At 25.3% G+C, this 18034-nt stretch carries 16 protein-coding genes; 8 read left to right on the top strand and 8 right to left on the bottom strand.

Translation table 11 applies throughout. From position 1 onward, the window contains the following. Positions 1-73 precede the first annotated feature (73 nt). The 4 genes from glyA to rlmN form a co-directional block, all read right to left on the bottom strand. Positions 74-1327: a serine hydroxymethyltransferase gene (glyA, locus tag BUMPG002_RS01460; RefSeq protein WP_025368927.1), complete on the bottom strand. Its 1254-nt coding sequence runs from the start codon at positions 1325-1327 to the stop codon at positions 74-76. A gap of 103 nt (positions 1328-1430) precedes the next feature. Beyond that, on the bottom strand, positions 1431-2648 hold the full coding sequence (hisS, locus tag BUMPG002_RS01455; RefSeq protein ID WP_044010864.1) for a histidine--tRNA ligase: 1218 nt from the start codon (positions 2646-2648) through the stop codon (positions 1431-1433). 50 nt (positions 2649-2698) lie between these two features. Beyond that, positions 2699-3805, bottom strand: coding sequence for a flavodoxin-dependent (E)-4-hydroxy-3-methylbut-2-enyl-diphosphate synthase (ispG, locus tag BUMPG002_RS01450; RefSeq protein WP_025368925.1), 1107 nt, complete (start codon positions 3803-3805; stop codon positions 2699-2701). Positions 3806-3830: 25 nt separating this feature from the next. Continuing rightward, complete coding sequence (rlmN, locus tag BUMPG002_RS01445; RefSeq protein ID WP_025368924.1) at positions 3831-4916, bottom strand: 23S rRNA (adenine(2503)-C(2))-methyltransferase RlmN; 1086 nt, start codon at positions 4914-4916, stop codon at positions 3831-3833. Between the two features lie 235 nt (positions 4917-5151). Between rlmN and BUMPG002_RS01440 the strand changes: the two genes are divergently transcribed. Then, positions 5152-5949: an inositol monophosphatase family protein gene (locus BUMPG002_RS01440; protein WP_025368923.1), complete on the top strand. Its 798-nt coding sequence runs from the start codon at positions 5152-5154 to the stop codon at positions 5947-5949. A 35-nt stretch (positions 5950-5984) separates the two neighbouring features. Here BUMPG002_RS01440 and topA read toward each other — a convergent pair whose 3' ends face one another. The 4 genes from topA to BUMPG002_RS01420 form a co-directional block, all read right to left on the bottom strand. After that, complete coding sequence (gene topA, locus BUMPG002_RS01435) at positions 5985-8552, bottom strand: type I DNA topoisomerase (RefSeq protein WP_025368922.1); 2568 nt, start codon at positions 8550-8552, stop codon at positions 5985-5987. A 110-nt stretch (positions 8553-8662) separates the two neighbouring features. Next, positions 8663-9700 carry a protease SohB gene (gene sohB / locus BUMPG002_RS01430; protein WP_025368921.1) on the bottom strand — a complete coding sequence of 346 codons (1038 nt, stop codon included), beginning with the start codon at positions 9698-9700 and terminating at the stop codon, positions 8663-8665. Positions 9701-9788: 88 nt separating this feature from the next. Continuing rightward, positions 9789-10538 carry a pseudouridine synthase gene (locus tag BUMPG002_RS01425; protein WP_025384585.1) on the bottom strand — a complete coding sequence of 250 codons (750 nt, stop codon included), beginning with the start codon at positions 10536-10538 and terminating at the stop codon, positions 9789-9791. A gap of 47 nt (positions 10539-10585) precedes the next feature. Continuing rightward, on the bottom strand, positions 10586-11479 hold the full coding sequence (locus tag BUMPG002_RS01420; protein ID WP_025368919.1) for a DMT family transporter: 894 nt from the start codon (positions 11477-11479) through the stop codon (positions 10586-10588). 226 nt (positions 11480-11705) lie between these two features. On the opposite strand from BUMPG002_RS01420, the gene trpD reads away from it, so the two are divergent. The 7 genes from trpD (at position 11706) to yciA (ending at position 17969) form a co-directional block, all read left to right on the top strand. Further along, on the top strand, positions 11706-12734 hold the full coding sequence (gene trpD / locus BUMPG002_RS01415) for an anthranilate phosphoribosyltransferase (RefSeq protein WP_025404226.1): 1029 nt from the start codon (positions 11706-11708) through the stop codon (positions 12732-12734). Continuing rightward, on the top strand, positions 12715-14076 hold the full coding sequence (gene trpCF / locus BUMPG002_RS01410; RefSeq protein ID WP_025404225.1) for a bifunctional indole-3-glycerol-phosphate synthase TrpC/phosphoribosylanthranilate isomerase TrpF: 1362 nt from the start codon (positions 12715-12717) through the stop codon (positions 14074-14076). Before trpD ends, trpCF begins: the two co-directional genes overlap by 20 nt. 30 nt (positions 14077-14106) lie before the next feature. Continuing rightward, the gene (gene trpB, locus BUMPG002_RS01405; protein WP_025368916.1) at positions 14107-15306 is read left to right on the top strand and encodes a tryptophan synthase subunit beta; all 1200 of its coding nucleotides are present in this window, start codon (positions 14107-14109) and stop codon (positions 15304-15306) included. Next, positions 15293-16102, top strand: coding sequence for a tryptophan synthase subunit alpha (gene trpA, locus BUMPG002_RS01400; RefSeq protein ID WP_025368915.1), 810 nt, complete (start codon positions 15293-15295; stop codon positions 16100-16102). The genes trpB and trpA overlap by 14 nt, the downstream gene beginning before the upstream one ends. 104 nt (positions 16103-16206) lie before the next feature. Beyond that, positions 16207-16950 (top strand): YciC family protein, encoded by a 744-nt coding sequence (locus BUMPG002_RS01395; protein WP_025368914.1) that lies wholly within the window; start codon positions 16207-16209, stop codon positions 16948-16950. A gap of 29 nt (positions 16951-16979) precedes the next feature. After that, entirely contained in the window at positions 16980-17513 is a 534-nt protein-coding gene (locus tag BUMPG002_RS01390) for a septation protein A (RefSeq protein ID WP_025404224.1), read from the top strand. A gap of 48 nt (positions 17514-17561) precedes the next feature. Then, a complete protein-coding gene (gene yciA / locus BUMPG002_RS01385) occupies positions 17562-17969 on the top strand; it encodes an acyl-CoA thioester hydrolase YciA (RefSeq protein WP_025384583.1) in 408 nt (135 codons plus the stop codon). Positions 17970-18034 lie beyond the last annotated feature (65 nt).

Here is an 18034-nt window from a genome sequence, read left to right as displayed (position 1 = left end):
TTATTTTAAAGTGCTATTTTTATAATTATTAATATAATGATTAACAAAGATGGACATATATGACATTTTTAAATTAAATATAAACAGGAAATTGTGCACAAAGTTCTAAAACTTTCTTTTTAATATTAGTAATATTATGAATGTCATGAACGTCATTTAAAATACTCACTATCCAATCTGATACTTTAGATACTTCTGTTTCTTTAAATCCTCTTCTAGTAACAGCAGGTGTACCAATACGAATTCCTGAAGTAATAAAAGGACTCTTTAGATCATTGGGTATAGTATTTTTGTTTATTGTGATATTTGCTTTACTTAAAGCTATATCGGCATCTTTTCCTGTTAATGTTTTATCAGTTAAATCAACTAAAAATAAATGATTGTATGTACCTCCAGATATAATTTTATATCCTTGTATTAAAAAATTTTTAGCCATTATTTGAGCATTATTTACTATCTGCTTTTGATATGTTTTAAATTTTGGTTCTAACGCTTCTTTAAATGCAATAGCTTTTCCTGCAATGACATGCATCAGAGGACCTCCTTGTGAACCAGGAAAAACTGATAAGTTTAATTTTTTATATAACGTATCATTTCCATTTTTAGCAAGAATAAGCCCACCTCTAGGTCCTGCTAATGTTTTATGAGTAGTACTTGTCACAACATGAGCATAGTGTATTGGATTTGGGTAAATTTGAGCAGCTACTAGACCAGCTATGTGAGCCATATCAACAATAAAATATGCATTAACTTCATCAGCAATCTCACGCATTTTTTTCCAGTCACAAATCCCAGAATATGCTGAGAAACCACCAACAATCATTTTAGGTTTATATTTCCTAGTCAAATACAATAGTTCTTGATAATCTATATTACCATTTGTATCTACACCATATGAAATTACATTATATATTTGGCCTGAAAAATTTACAGGAGATCCATGAGTCAAATGTCCTCCATGCGATAATTTCATACCTAATATTGTATCTCCAGGACTTAACAATGCTGTGTAAACAGCAAAATTAGCTTGAGATCCAGAATGAGGTTGAACATTCGCATAATCAGCATCGAATAATTTTTTTGCTCGCTGAATGGCTAGTTCTTCAATAATATCAACATATTTACACCCACCATAATATCGTTTTCCAGGATAACCCTCTGCATATTTATTAGTTAATTGCGAGCCCTGTACGTTCATGATATAATTACTAGTGTAATTTTCAGATGCAATTAGTTCTATATGAAATTCTTGTCTTTTTCTTTCTTTTTCTATAGCATTCCATAATTCTGGATCATATTTTGAAAATTCTATTTTGGAATTAAACATTTTTTTCCTAAAATTTTATTAAAAAAAGATTTAAACACAGTTAATTTAAAAAAAACTTTTAATTTTTATCATTATTTCATTTTTTAAAAGATAGTATTCTTTTTTATTTATTTTTCAAGTCTTTAACTAAAAAAAATTTTTCTTTCATTTCTTTAGAAGTAATAATAATAGCAAGTTTTGCTGAAGCGTTGACAGCATTTTTTATTTTCTTTTTCAGGTTTTGATTGAAAAAATCAACAAATATTTTTAATTTAGGATATAAATTTCTTATTTCTTCAGATAATTTGACAGCATGATATTTATTTTCCTCTCCTATAAAAATAATGTAAATATTTATTTCTTCTCTTGTGATATTTAAAATATTTAATGACTTAAGTAATAACACTAATCGTTCGATTCCAATTGCAAAACCTATAGCAGATGTTTTTTTCCCTCCCATATCTTCTACTAATGAATCATATCTTCCTCCTGCACAAATTGTATTTTGTGAACCTAAATAATTACTTGTCCATTCAAAGACTGTTCTATTATAATAATCTAATCCTCGTACTAAATTTTTATTATATACGTATTTAATTCCGTGAGAACTCATCATATTACATAAGTTTTTAAAATGATTAATTGAAGACATATCAATATAGTCATTCAATGATGGAGCCGATTGAAGTATTTTTTTGATTTCTTGATTTTTAGAATCTAATATCCGTAAAGGATTAGTATATAATCGTCTTTGACAATCCTGATCTAACAAATGTTCATTTTTTTTAAGAAAAAATACTAATTCTTTTTTATAATTCAGTCGATCTTTTTTAGAACCAATAGAATTTATTTCTAATTGTACATGCGAATGAATACCAATTTTTTTCCATAAACGATTTGTTAATAAAATGATTTCTAAATCAATATCTTCTTTATCTAATCCAAATACTTCAGCTCCTAATTGATAAAATTGACGGTATCTTCCCTTTTGTGGTCTTTCATATCTAAACATAGGACCTAAATACCAAAATCTGTTATTTTTTTGATTGCATAAATTATTTTGTATAAAAGATCTAACACAACCAACAGTACCTTCTGGTCGCAAAGTTAAGCTAGTACCTTTTCGATCGTTAAAAGAATACATTTCTTTTTCAACTACATCAGTGACATTGCCAATAGCTCTTTTAAAAATTTCAGTTTTTTCTAATAACGGCAATCTAATTTCTAAATAACAATAGTTAGTTAAAATTTCTTTTAAAATAGTTTCTACATAATTCCAAATTTTTAATTCTTCTGGAAGATAATCATGCATGCCTCTAATAGATTTAATTTCTTTTTTCACTATTCTCTCTTACTTATGTATAATAAAATAATCAAAGAATTAATTAAGTATTATTTTTTACAATTATTTAATTCATCTATTTTTTTTATTTTATTCCGAATTTTGATTTCTAATTTTTCAATAATTTCTTCATTTTTTAATTTGTTTTTTTGACGTATTCCATCTTCATAAAATGCACTTTTTTTATAGCCTCCTGTTAACCCTAGTGTTGATAATTTTGCTTCACCTATTCCGTTAACAATACATCCAATAATAGAAACATCTATTGGAGTAGAGATATCTTCCAATCTTTTTTCTAATTGATTAACTATATTAATAACATCAAATTCTTGTCTAGAACAGGTAGGACAGGCAATAAAATTAATTCCTCGAGATCTTAAACCAAGAACTTTTAAAATATCATAACCTACTTTTACTTCTTCTATAGGATTTGCTGATAATGAAATTCGTAGTGTATCTCCAATACCATCTAATAATAAACAAGCAATACCTATAGAAGATTTTACTGTGCCATTTCTAAAACTTCCTGCTTCTGTTATTCCAATGTGTAAAGGCTGTGTAATTTTTTTTCCTAAAATTCGATAAGCTTCCACAGCTAGAAAAACATCAGATGCTTTTACACTCACTTTAAACTGATGAAAATTTAAATCATCAAAATATTCAATATGTCTTATAGCTGATTCTACTAAAGCTTCTGGAGTAGGTATTCTATATTTTTTTAATATATCTTTTTCTAATGACCCTGCATTTACACCAATACGAATAGGAATATTTTTATCTTTTGCACACTTCACAATTTCTGATACTCTTTTTTTATTACCAATATTTCCGGGATTGACTCTTAAACAATCTGCTCCATATTCTATAGATTTTAAGGCTAATCTATAGTCAAAATGTATATCTGCTATTAATGGAACGCTGACCTTTTTTTTAATTATTTTAAAAGATTCAGCAGCTTTCATAGTAGGTATTGCAACTCGAACAATATCAACTCCAACTTTTTGCAATTCTAAAATTTGTTTAATCGTATCTAAAGTATTAGTTGTTTTTGTATTGGTCATAGATTGAATAGAAATAGGAGAGTTATTACCAATAGGTACTGTACCAACGTAAATACGATCAGATTTTCTTCTATTAATAGTTTTATATTTATTCATATTTTTTATGTTTTAGTTTAATTAACTATTTAAGACGATTAATTATATTACCAGTTAATTGACCGCATGCAGCATCAATATCCTGTCCTCTATTTTTTCTAATAACTGTAGTAAAACCGTTTTGTCTTAAAATATTTGCAAAAATATTAATTCTATTCATATCACTACATACAAAGGAGGAACCTATGAAAGAATTCCAAGGAATTAGATTAATTTTGCTAGGTATTTTTTTTAATAAAGAAGCTAGTTGTTGAGCATTTTTATTAGAATCATTAATTCCACTTAACATGACATATTCTATTGTAATTTTCCCTCGATTGGCATTTGAATATTTCAAATATTTTAATGCTGAATTTAAAAGAGATTCAATATTATATTTTTTATTAATGGGCATAATCACATCTCGTATAGAATCATTAGAAGCATGTAAAGAAATAGCCAAACAAACATCAATTATATTTCTTAATTTATTTAGTGCTGGCACTATTCCTGAAGTAGATAAAGTAATACGACGCTTTGATAAACCAAAAGCATATTCGTCTAAAATTATTTTTATTGAAGAAACAACATTATTAAAATTGAGTAGAGGTTCACCCATCCCCATAAAAACTATATTAGTAATGTGATTATTGATATTTTTTTGTTTTAAAATTTTGTTTGCTTGCCAAATTTGAGCGATAATTTCAGAAACTTTTAAATTTCGATTAAATCCTTGTCTTCCAGTTGCGCAAAAATAACATTTCAAAGAACAACCTATTTGTGATGAAATACAAAGTGTAGAACGTTTTTTTTCTGGTATATAAACTGTTTCTATTTTTTGATTATCAATAGACGTAATCCATTTTATCGTTCCATCATAAGAAATTTTTTCTTCTATAAATTGTGGTGCGAATATATAAGATTTTTCATATAATTCATTTCTAATTTTTTTGCTAATATTCATCATTTTATTAAAATCATTACAATAATGCTTGTAAATCCAATTCATAATTTGTTGTGTAGAAAAATTTCTTCCACCTAAAGAATTAAGAAAAATTTTCAAGTCTTCACGATTTAAATCTAATAGATTAACTTTAGGATTAGAAATATTTAATATATTGATATTATTCACTTTTAAATCCTAAAAAATGATTATAAAAATAATTTATCATTAAAAATTTTACCTTAAAATATAAAATTAAAACAAAGAATTACTATTAATCATAGTTTAAATATCTTACATCAGAAATCAATTTACTTGATTTTTTATTTTTAATACATAAAAAACTTTTTTCATGATTAAGAATATTAAAAATATTTAAATTATGATATTATTTTAACAAATTTTAAAAGTTTAGGAGATTTTAATGCACCCCATGTTAAATATTGCTATTCGTGCAGTAAGAAAAGGTGGAAGTGTTATCGTTCAAAATTATGATACACAAAATTTTATTAAAGAAGATATAGAAAAAAAGAATATATTTATTGAAAATATTATGTATAAAACTTATAAAACAATTAGTCAAATGATTTACAAATCTTATCCGAATCATATTATTGTAAATAAAAATCAAAAAAATTTATCGATAAAAAATGAAAATAATACTATCTGGATAATTAATGAACTAGATGGAAAAAATAATTTTATCAGACATTTCCCGCATTTTTGTATTTCTATTGCTGTGATTGTAAGAAATAAAATAGAAATTTCTGTAGTATATGATCCTATAAGAAATGATTTATTTACAGCAGTTAAAGGACAAGGTTCACAGCTCAATGGTTATAGAACTAGATGTAGTAATATTAAGACTTTAAAATATACTACAGTAGCTGTTAATTTACCTGAGTATATTCATGATAGATCATCTGCATATTTTGAAATATATAAAAAATTAATTTTATGTGGAATTTTATTTAGATGTACTGGTTCTACCGTACTTGATTTAGCTTATGTTGCAGCGGGTAGAATAGATTGCTTATTTGACTTTAATTTAGAGCCAAGCAACTTTATAGCAGGTAAATTACAAGTACGAGAAGCAGGCTGCTTAATCAGCGATTTTACAGGAGGACATGAACATAATAATTGTCATTCTGGCAATTTAATTAGTAGTCCAAAATTTGTTAGATTAATTACTGAAAAAATGAGAGAATATTTTTTATTATAAAGACATTTTTTATTGAAAATAAGTAATCAATAGCCTTATTTTTTAATAATAGACCACTTCTTATTTATAAATATAGCTGACCAACTTGTAAATTTTCCTTCTTTTTTAGAACTAATATAATGTTCTTTAGTCTTTCTATTAAAACAAACTATAGTTTTATTGCCTTCATCGTCAATTTGAGGTCCACTTGCTAAATAACGTATTTTTTCTGGCAATAAATTTTGAAACTGAGCTAATTCTTCTACGAGTGGAGACCTAGTTTCTCTTGATTTTGGAAAAGTATTAGCAGCAAAAAAGATACCAGTAACACCTTCTCGTAAAACAAACCAAGCATTAGATTCTTTACATAATAATTGTGGAAATGGAATTGGCTGGAATTGAGGTTCTGCTATTTCACCATTAGATAAAACTTTTCTTGTATTTTTACAAAGTTCATTAATACATATAAAAAATTTACCAAAACGCCCTATTTTAAAAATCATATTATCATTACATTTATCGCATTTAATTGTTTCATATAAATAAGTAGGGCTGTTAAAAACTCCTTTTTCAAGAGTATAACCAATACAATTTGGATTATTAGAACAAATGTGTATTTTTAGTTTTGGATTAATTAAATAACTATCCATAATCATATTACATTTTCGGCATCTATTAATGAATTTCTTAAATTCATCTTTTTTGCTATTGTTTTGTTTTAAATTACATTCGTTTAATGAAATTAGATTTATAGTTTTTTTACATCGTTTTTTTGGTTCAGAAACATATCCTGAACAACTAAGAAAAACACCAGTAACTGCTGTTTTTATCCCCATTTTTTTAAAACAAACTGGACAATTGATTGAAGTCATCACAATTAAATTTAGTTCCATTCCTCCTTCTTCTGGAGGTTTTTTTGCTTTTTCTAATTGTCGTGAAAAATTACAGAAAAAAGAATTCAGTACAGTCTTCCATTTAATTTTATTTTGAGCGACTTGATCAAGTTTTTTTTCCATATTTGCAGTAAAATTATAGTCAATAAGTTCACTAAAACTTTTTTTTAGTCGAATAGTCAGAATTTCGCCCATTTTTTCAGCATAAAACTTATTTTTTTTTATTTTAACATATCCTCGATCTTGTATTTTTGATGTAATAGAAGCATAAGTAGAAGGTCTACCAATACCTTTTTTTTCTAACTCACGCACTAAAGATGCTTCAGTAAAACGTGGAGGAGGTTTTGTAAATTTTTGAATAGGTGTGATTTTATTTAATAATAGTAAATTTCCTATATCTAGAATAAGAAATTCAGAACAAATATTATTTTCTTCTTTTAAAACGATAGTCCAACCTTTAAATATTACTATTCTTTCTTTTTTTTGTAATTTAAATTGATCAGCTATCACTATTATTGTAATAGATTGATATTTTACTGGTGTCATTTGAGAAGATACAAATCGATTCCAAATCAATGAATACAATTTTTGGGCGTCAGAATTTAAATGTTCTGATTTTATAAGTTTTATTTGAACATTACAAGGTCGAATAGCTTCGTGTGCTTCTTGAGAATATTTTTGATTAGAATATAGATTAGGTTGTTTAGGTAAATAACTCTTTCCATAATAATTTTTTATATATAACCTAACAGTTTCAATAGCATATTCACTTAAATAATATGAATCAGTTCTCATATAAGTTATATAACCTTTTTCATATAATTTTTGTGCTAAAAACATTGTTTTTTTCACACTAAAACCTAAAAATAGACTAGAAGATTGTTGCAAAGTAGAAGTTATAAAAGGAGCAGGTGCTATCTTGTAAAATATTTTATCTTCACGATTTTTGACAGTAAATAATGATTTTTTAATTTTTTTTATTGCTTGATCTACTTCTTTTTTACTCACTGGACGAAATGTTTCATTTTGAAAATGAGTCACATTCATAGTAATATTTTCTTTTTCTTTTAAAAAAAGAGAAACACTTAATTGCCAATACTCTTCTGGTATAAAGTTTTTTATAATTTTTTCACGATCTGCAATAATTCGAACTGCTACCGATTGAACTCGTCCGGCAGATAAACCCCTTGAAATTTTTGCCCACAATAAAGGAGAGATCATATAACCTACAATACGATCCATAAAACGACGTGCTTGTTGGGCATATACTCGATTCATATTTAAATAACCAACATTATTAAAAGCTTTTTCTATTGAATGTTGTGTTATTTCATTAAATACAACACGTCTAAATTTAGATGGATGACCACCAATAACTTCTTTTAAATGCCAAGCTATTGCTTCTCCTTCTCTATCTAAATCCGTAGCTAAATATATATAATCAACTTGATTTGCAATATTTTTTAATTCAGTAACTATTTTTTCTTTTCCAGGTAAAATATAATATTGAGCTTTCCAATCTTGATAAGGATTGATACCTATTTTTTCTATTAAAATGTTTTTTTTGCTAGAATGTTTAGAATTCTGAATTTTTTGTTTATTATTTAAATTACTAGTAGGTAAATCTCTTACGTGTCCTATGCTAGATTTAACTATATATTCATCACCTAAGTATTGATTTATAGTTTTTGCTTTTACTGGAGATTCAACTATCACAAGAGATTTTTGCATATTTTTACCAAATTCATTATATATTGTTTTATTATTTTACTTTAGAAAGAAATATGAATATCATGATTTTTTTTAAAAAATCTACAAATTTTTTATTAAAAAGAAAAAAATTAGAAATAATTCTTATTTAAAAACATTTTCAATAATATTTTACTAAAATTATGTGATATAGAAGAAGTAAAACGTTCTATTATTTTTTTAGGATAAACATATTGAATGCTTAATAAAGTATATTCTTTCATTTTGGAAGTTAAAATATCATCACTTGTATTAATTTCATCTACTAGTTTTTTTTCTAGAGCCATTGTACCGAACCAGTGTTCTCCATTAGAAACAGTTTCAATGTCTAAAGATGGTCTCATTTCTTTAATAAAATTTTTAAAAAGCTCATGCGTGCTATTTAATTCTTCACAAAATTTCTTACGTGTTAAATCAGTATTATGTCCAAACATTGTCAATGTACGTTTATAATCTCCTGCAGTATGTAATTCAACATCTATATTACATTTTTTTAACAATTTATGAAAATTAGGTATCTGACCTACTACACCAATGGAACCGATTATAGCAAATGGTGCAGATACAATATAATCCGCAACACATGCCATCATATACCCCCCACTTGCTGCAATTTTATCTACAGATACAATTAATCGTATTCCTTTTTGGCGTAATCTATTTAATTGAGATGCAGCTAGTCCATATCCATGAATAACACCTCCAGAACTTTCTAAACGCAATAAGACTTCATCGTTTTTATTAGCTACTGAAAGTATTGCAGATATTTCTTCTCTTAAACCAATTACTTCTTTAGCATATAATCCACCTTTGAAATCTATTACATATAATATTTTCTTTTTATTTTTGAAATATTTTTCTTTATTTTTTAATATTTCTTTTTTCTTTTCTTTATTTTTTTCTTTTTCTTTTTTTATCCATATTTTTTTTTCAAAATTTTCCATTGTAGATAATAAAACATTATTTTTGATATCTTGGTAATTATCTTTCAGTAAAGTAATTTTTAAATTACTTTTAGTATTGTTTTTTCTTTTTCTAAAAGAACAAAAAAATATTACTATAGCAGCAATAATCATAATAAAAGTAATAATCTTTGCTAAGAATAATTCATAATTTACAAGTAAGTTCACAAAATTAACCTTTTTAAAAAATATAGAAATGATTTTTATCAAAAAAAATAAATATATAAAATTATTTTTAGATCTAAATTATTTTTTTCTATTTTTGAGTAGAAATTAAATTGTACAAACTATCTATTAATGTAGAATTTAATTCAGTCCAATGTCCTATTTTTAAATCTCTCGGTAAAACAATATTTCCGTATCGTATTCTAATTAAACGATTTACTTGACATTTTACTGTTTTCCACATAGACCTAATTTCACGATTTTTTCCTTCACATAAAATACCTTTAAACCATTGATTTTTTCCTGATTCTTTATCACTAAAAGAATATATACTTTTAAAGGAAGAATAAGTATTGTTAATTCTAACTCCCTTTTTTAAAATATTCATTGTATTTTTATTAATTTTTCCAAAAATACGCATATAATATTCTCGTTCTATTTGATTTTTAGGATGCATAAGTTGATTAGCTAAATTTCCATCATTTGTAAATAATAATAACCCTCTAGTATTAATATCTAATCTTCCAATACTAATCCATCTATTTGTATTTAAAAATGGTAGTTTATCGAATACAGTAGGACGTTTTTGAAAATCTTTTGTAGTGCAAATTTCTCCTTCTGGTTTATTATAGATTAAAACTTTAGTTCTGAATTTTGTTTTTTTTATAGAAATAATTTTATCTTGAATTCTAATTTCACCAAAATTTTTTTCGTTTAAATACTGACCGATTACTGCTTTTTTCCCGTTTACTAATATTTTTCCAGAATTAATCATCTTTTCAATACTTCTACGTGAACCATATCCAAAATGAGATAATATTTTTTGTATTTTTTGAGTCATTTCTAATACCTGTTATAATTCTTTTACAATTTATAAAATATGCTATTTTAAATTTTTTCTTTTTGAAAATTTTTAACTGGAATTAAAGTTAACAATATTCCTATCAGTAATGGAAAAATAAACCACATTTCACATAGTAAAATTGTATGACTATAGAAATAACTTTCTAAAAATCCTGCAATTATTGGAAAAATCAAAAAAACAGTAGAAGCATAAAATGCGCTTACTTTCTGTTGTAAATAGAAATAAGATAAAATTCCAAAAATTCCGGAAAAATCTCCAAGATAAATTACAGCTAATATCGATCTATTAGAAAAAGTATCAAAATGAGGACTTTCTGTAAACCATGATATAGTAGACAAAATTATTCCAGATAACAATGACGGTAAAGCATTAAAAGTTATTACAGATACACTATAACATTTCTTTTGACATGTAGCATAAATCATAGCATGACTAAACAAAGCAAAAAGTAAAGCTAAAATTCCCTTCCATTGAAAAAAACAATTTGATTCTAATTCAATTAGTAAAACAATGCATAATGTAATTAAAGAAATTATTAATCCAACTTTTTGAGTTAAAAATAATTTTTGTTTAAAATATAAACATGATACTGTTAATACAGCAACAGGCATACTTGAAAAAATAATAGAAGCAATAGAAGAACTGACGTCAATACCACCATATAGCATCAAGGTAAAGGGTATAGAAAAATAAAATATGGCAATCATTAATTGAAAAAATCTTTGTCCTTGAGGAAATAAAAGAGGATTTTTTGTATAGTAAGAAAGCATAATTAATAAAGGAGAAGCAATTAAAAAACGCAGACCAGTAGCAAAAAGGGGAGGGATAGTTTCTACAGCAATTTTCATTGCAATCCAAGTAGTACCCCAAGTAATAGATACTAAAGAAAATAATAATATTATTATTAATTTATTCATTTCTTTCTCTCCTAAAAAATTATTATAAATATGGTGTATTAAAATGATAATCATATCTTGTTTTTTACTTTTTAACTTATTTCTAAAATATTTACAAAAAAAGTTTGTTAAATTTCAATTGAATTATTTACATCAATAGATTATTGTGGAAATTTAAAAAAATAACAAACATTGAAATATTTGTAATAAAAAATATTTATTGTATAAAAATTTTTAAAGGTAATAAATGCAAAATATTTTTAATAAAATTTATGAATCAAAATACTTGAGTCAAGAAGAAAGTTATCAACTATTTAGATCAGTTGCGTCTGGTAAGATAACAGATGTACAACTAGCATCAATATTAATAGCTATGAAAATAAGAGGTGAATCTATAGAAGAAATAACAGGAGCAATTTATGCTTTTTCAGAAAAGATGAATTTTTTTCCAAGGCCTAAATATATTTTTTCTGATATAGTAGGTACTGGAGGAGATGTTAAAAATACAATTAATGTTTCCACTGCGAGTGCGTTTGTTGCTGCAACCTGTGGTTTTAAAATTATTAAACATTGTAATCAAGGAATTTCTAGCAAATCTGGCTCTTCTGATCTTTTAAAAAAATTTAATATAAATTTAGATGTATCTCCAGAAAGATCTCGTCAAACTCTAGATGAATTAAATATTTGTTTTTTATTTGCACCTAAATATCATCCTGGGTTTAAATATTCTAATAATGTTCGTAAAACTTTAAAAACTAAAACTATTTTTAATTTATTAGGACCTTTTCTTAATCCTGCAGTACCTTCTTTCACTATTATTGGTGTGTATCATAAAAAACTAATAAGACCTGCAGTTAATATATTAAAAAATTTAAAATATGAAAGAAGTATTGTTATACATGGAAATAACACTGATGAAGTTACATTACATGGTACAACACATGTATCTGAACTACTGGATGGAAATATTTTTTCATATGAATTACGACCAAAAGACTTTGGTTTAAAAATACATTCTGAAAGAAAAAACATAGAAAGTTCTTCAGAAGAAAACTATCATATTATTAAGGCAATAATGAAAGGAAAGGGTAATAGATTATACGAAGAATTAATAGCAGTAAACGTAGCCATTTTACTAAGAATATTTGGATGTGAAGATTTAAAAGAAAACACTCAATTAGCATTAGATAAAATTCGTAGTGGAGATGTTTATAAACATATCATAAAAGTTAGTGAAATGCTAAAAGAAGAACAATATGGAAGAGACAATACTTAAAAAAATTATAAGATATAAACATAATTGGATTGAATTAAGAAAAAAAAAACAGCCCTTAGTTAATTTCAAAAATAATATTCACACTAATACACGTGATTTTTACAATGCTTTAAAAAAAACAAGACCTTTTTTTATATTAGAATGTAAAAAAAAATCTCCTTCCTTAGGAATTATTAGAAAAAATTTTGATTTATTAGAAATTTCTAATGTTTATAAAAAATATGCATCTGCTATTTCTGTACTTACAGATGAACAATATTTCAACGGAAATTTAAAATTTATAGATATCATACGAAAAAATGTATCTCAACCTATTTTATGTAAAGATTTTTTTATTGATCCATATCAAGTATATTTAGCTAGATATTATAATGCAGATGCTATTTTACTAATGTTATCTGTTTTAAATGATATACAGTATCAGCAATTATCTGAAATAGCAAAAAAATTAAATATGGGGATATTGACCGAAGTAAATAATGAAACAGAATTAAAACGTGCTCTTATCTTAAATGCGAATATTATTGGGATTAATAACCGTAACCTACATGATTTATCTATTGATTTAAATCGTACTCGTATGTTAGCACCATTAATTAATAAAGATACAATAATAGTCAGTGAATCAGGTATAAAAAAATATCGTCAAGTTAGAGAATTAGGTAAATTTGTTCATGGTTTTTTAATTGGATCTCACTTAATGTCCAAAAAAAATCTGGAAATAGCTGTACGTTCAACTATTATAGGTAATAATAAAGTTTGTGGATTAACACGTAATTCTGATATTACAGTAGTTGAAAAATATGGTGCTATTTATGGTGGATTAATTTTTATAAAAAACTCTCCTAGAAATATCACCCAAAAAATAGCAAAAAATATTATTGTTAATAGTAAATTAAGATATATAGGAGTATTCCAAAATGAAGATATAAATATTATTGCAAATATCGCTGCAGAAACTTCTCTTTATGCTATACAATTACATGGTCAAGAAGATCAAAAATACATTGATAAATTAAGAAAAATACTACCTCAAAAAATCAAGATTTGGAAAGCTTTTTCTATTTCTTCTCAATTACCAGATCTTAATTGGAACAATGTAAATAAATATTTATTTGATTCTTATTCGGGAGGTAGTAATACATCTTTTAACTGGTCTTTACTTAAAGATAATTTTTGGGATAATGTGATTTTAGCAGGAGGAATTAATTCGAAAAATTGTATTGTAGCATCTCAATTAAATTGTTCAGGATTAGATTTTAACTCTGGTATAGAAGTTTCACCTGGTATTAAAGATCACAAAAAAATTCAGTTAGTTTTTAGAAAATTAAGATTTTATTAAATTTTTCATCCAATAGGAAGAAATAATTACATGACTTTACTCAATCCTTATTTTGGTAAGTTTGGTGGTATGTATGTTCCTCAAATATTAATGCCGGCTTTATTTGAACTAGAAAAGAATTTTGTATATGCACAAAAAGATATTTTATTTCAAAGAAAACTAAGTAATTTTTTAAAAAATTATGCTGGAAGACCTACTCCATTAACTTTATGTAATAACTTAACTAAAGGAACAAAAACTCGGATCTATCTTAAGAGAGAAGATTTATTACATGGTGGTGCACATAAAACTAATCAAGTTTTAGGACAAGCTATGTTAGCAATTAGAATGAAAAAAAAAGAAATTATTGCTGAAACTGGTGCTGGACAACATGGTGTAGCAACAGCTATTGCTTGTGCACTATTAAATTTAAAATGCAGAATTTATATGGGTGAAAAAGATATTGAAAGACAACACCCTAATGTGTTTCGCATGAAATTAATGGGTGCAGAAGTTATATCAGTAAAAAACGGTTCAGGAACATTAAAAGATGCATGTAACGAAGCTCTAAGAGATTGGTCAAATAGTTATAAAACATCACATTATATGATTGGAACTGCAGCTGGACCACATCCTTATCCCACTATTGTTCGTGAATTTCAAAAAATTATTGGAGAAGAAACAAAAAAACAAATTTTAGAACAAGAAAAAAAACTTCCGGATGCAATTATTGCTTGCGTTGGCGGAGGTTCTAATGCCATTGGTATCTTTTCTAATTTCATTGATGATAAAGTTAATTTAATTGGTGTGGAGCCAGGTGGTAAGGGTATCAAAACGGGAAAACATGGAGCTCCATTAAAACATGGAAGAACTGGTATTTTTTTTGGTATGAAATCTCATTTAATGCAAAATGAAGAAGGTCAAATTAAAGAATCTTGGTCAGTTTCAGCGGGACTAGATTTTCCATCTGTTGGTCCTGAACATGCTTGGTTAAACAGTATCAAGCGTGCTGAATATGTTTCTATTACTGATAAAGAGGCTATAAATGCATTTCAAATTTTATGCAAAAAAGAAGGAATCATACCTGCTTTAGAATCTTCTCATGCATTAGCATATGCATTAAAATTAATGCATGTATATCCTGAAAAAGAACAAATTTTAATTGTTAATCTTTCTGGTCGTGGTGATAAAGATATTTTTACCGTTCATGATATTTTAAAAAACAGGAAGAAAAATAATGAGTCGCTATAAAAAAATGTTTGTACGATTAACAGTTTCTCAAGAAGGATGTCTTGTTCCATTTGTCGTTTTAGGAGACCCTTCTTTAGAACAATCATTAAAAATAATTGATATTTTGATCGAAAATGGAGCAGATGCTTTAGAAGTTGGAATTCCTTTTTCGGATCCACTAGCTGATGGACCAATTATTCAAGAAGCAAATTTACGTGCATTATCTCAAAACAATACTTTTTCAGAATATTTTCAAGTATTAAAAAATTTACGTGCAAAAAACCCACAATTACCGATTGGCGTATTAATATATGCAAATCTTATCTACAATCAAGGAATTAATAATTTTTATTCACAATGTTTTAATGTAGGTTTAGATTCTGTTCTAATAGCAGATGTTCCAATTGAGGAATCAGAAGTGTTTTATAATATAGCAAATAAATACAAAATTGATTCTATTTTTATCTGTCCTCCAGATGCTGATGATAACTTATTATCTAAAATTTCTTTATATGCAAAAGGATATATTTATCTATTATCCCGTCCTGGAGTAACTGGGATCAATGATAAAACTTTGTCATTATCTTTACCATTTATACAAAAAATAAAAAAATATAGTTCTGTTCCTTTATTACAAGGTTTTGGCATTTCAAATTCTAAACAAGTTAAAAGAGCGATTTTATCTGGCATTTCTGGTGTTATATGTGGTTCAGCAATTATAAATATTATTGAAAAACATTTTTCTGAAGAAGATAAAATGATCATAGAAATAAAAAAATTTATTCAAACTTTAAAATTTGCCACTAGATTGGTATAAATTTTATATAAAAGTATATTCAATATAATTTTTTATAAGAATATGCTTGTTTTAAATAATATGTATAATCTTTATATTATATAATATTTATTAGGAGTATATATATGCTTATTACGGCTAGTGAATTGTGTCGTGATACACATTATTTTTTCTCTAAACACATAGGAAGTATTCTTTTTATATCTATTTTTGTTACTTTTGTTAGCATACTAATAAATATGTTTATTAAACCAAATATGCATATTATATCTATAATGGAAAATAATAAATTTATTGATGCTAACTCATTATTAGAATTAATTAATAATATGAATTTAGAAGAAAAATATGAATTATTAAAATATTCTATTTTTAAAATTGTTGAATTATTAATAAGTAAAACATTGTTATTAGGAAGTATAATTACTTTAATTTTAACTGTATCTGATAGTAAAAAAGTATCAATTATATATTCAATATATTCTTTTTTTGCATCTTTACCTAGTTTTTTTATATTAAATTGCATGACTACTTTCCTTGCTCAATTAGGTTTTATAATATTGATTATTCCGGGTATATTATTAACAATATTATTATCCTTATCACCTATTATTTTTTCTTTTCAAAAAAATGGTTTTTTAGATTCTATACGTCTTAGTATACAAATTTCTTGGAAATATATAAAAATAATAGCACCAAGTGTTTTGCTTTGGATTTTTAGCAAATTTACTTTAACTACAATACTATCTCATTTTTGTTTGATTAATAAAAATATTACTTTTTTAATACTAAATATTAGCATGAATATACTCTTTTCTATTTTAATTATATACTTATTTCGATTTTACATAATTTTTTTGCGCTCTTAAAAATTGAAAGATTGTTTAGGATCAAAATTATGAAACAAATGTTAAATATACTACCCATGCTTACATTTTTTATCTTTTATCAGTTTTACGATATTTTTATAGCTTCTGGTGCACTAATAATTTCGTCTGGTTTCATATGTATATTTTATTGGTTTCTTTATAATGAGATAGATAAAATTAATTTATTTAGTTTTTTTATAATCACTTTTTTAGGTTCTCTCACAATATTTTTTCATAATAGTCAATTTATTAAATGGAAAATAACAATAATTTATATGATTTTTTCTATAATATTATTTATTAGTCAATTTTTAACAAAAAAAACAATAATACAAAGATTTTTAGAAAAAGAGATAAAAATATCTGACATTTATTGGCGTAAAATTAATTTTTTTTGGGCTTCTTTTTTTTTATTTTGTAGTCTTTTAAACATTTATATAGCATATTGGTGTTCCGAAAAAACTTGGGTTAATTTTAAAGTTTTCGGATTTACAACTTTAACATTTTTTTTAATTTTAATAACTGGTATTTATATTAATTTTAAAACAGTAAAACAAAAATAATTTCTTTGTAATATTCATATAACATAATAGAGAGTGAACATTCTAATAATGTCAGAAAAAAATAATTTACCAATAGGAGTAGTAGTATTAAAAACTCTTGCTATGCCTAAAAATACTAATGCTAATGGTGACATATTTGGTGGTTGGATTATGTCTCAAATGGATATGGGAGGAGCAATACTAGCAAAAGAAATATCAGGTGAAAAAGTAGTGACGGTAAGAGTGGATGCAATTAATTTTTTTAAATCTGTTTCAGTAGGTGACATTGTTACTTGCTATGCAAATTGTATTAAAATTGGAAAAAGTTCTATTAAAATTAATGTAGAAATATGGATTAAAAAAATTCATTCTAAACCATTAGGTCAATATTATTGTGCTGCAGTAGCTGAATTTATTTATGTAGCAATTGATAAAGTAGGAAAACCTCTTGAATTGTTACCAATGAGTCTAATTTAAAAAATTAAGAATATTTTTTAAAATAAAAATTTTTAATATTAAAAGATATATTTCTGTCTTTAATT

This window comes from Buchnera aphidicola str. G002 (Myzus persicae), assembly GCF_000521565.1.
GTDB classification, from domain to species: Bacteria; Pseudomonadota; Gammaproteobacteria; order Enterobacterales; family Enterobacteriaceae; genus Buchnera; species Buchnera aphidicola_C.
Note: the sequence above shows the minus strand (reverse complement) of the source record. Positions and strands in the feature narration are given on the sequence as shown.

Coding starts and splice junctions, on each gene's coding strand:
- glyA (WP_025368927.1), bottom strand. CDS start 1,327: ATGTTTAATTCCAAAATAGAATTTTCAAAATATGATCCAGAATTATGG.
- ispG (WP_025368925.1), bottom strand. CDS start 3,805: ATGAATAAATATAAAACTATTAATAGAAGAAAATCTGATCGTATTTAC.
- BUMPG002_RS01440 (WP_025368923.1), top strand. CDS start 5,152: ATGCACCCCATGTTAAATATTGCTATTCGTGCAGTAAGAAAAGGTGGA.
- topA (WP_025368922.1), bottom strand. CDS start 8,552: ATGCAAAAATCTCTTGTGATAGTTGAATCTCCAGTAAAAGCAAAAACT.
- BUMPG002_RS01425 (WP_025384585.1), bottom strand. CDS start 10,538: ATGACTCAAAAAATACAAAAAATATTATCTCATTTTGGATATGGTTCA.
- BUMPG002_RS01420 (WP_025368919.1), bottom strand. CDS start 11,479: ATGAATAAATTAATAATAATATTATTATTTTCTTTAGTATCTATTACT.
- trpD (WP_025404226.1), top strand. CDS start 11,706: ATGCAAAATATTTTTAATAAAATTTATGAATCAAAATACTTGAGTCAA.
- trpCF (WP_025404225.1), top strand. CDS start 12,715: ATGGAAGAGACAATACTTAAAAAAATTATAAGATATAAACATAATTGG.
- trpB (WP_025368916.1), top strand. CDS start 14,107: ATGACTTTACTCAATCCTTATTTTGGTAAGTTTGGTGGTATGTATGTT.
- trpA (WP_025368915.1), top strand. CDS start 15,293: ATGAGTCGCTATAAAAAAATGTTTGTACGATTAACAGTTTCTCAAGAA.
- BUMPG002_RS01395 (WP_025368914.1), top strand. CDS start 16,207: ATGCTTATTACGGCTAGTGAATTGTGTCGTGATACACATTATTTTTTC.
- BUMPG002_RS01390 (WP_025404224.1), top strand. CDS start 16,980: ATGAAACAAATGTTAAATATACTACCCATGCTTACATTTTTTATCTTT.
- yciA (WP_025384583.1), top strand. CDS start 17,562: ATGTCAGAAAAAAATAATTTACCAATAGGAGTAGTAGTATTAAAAACT.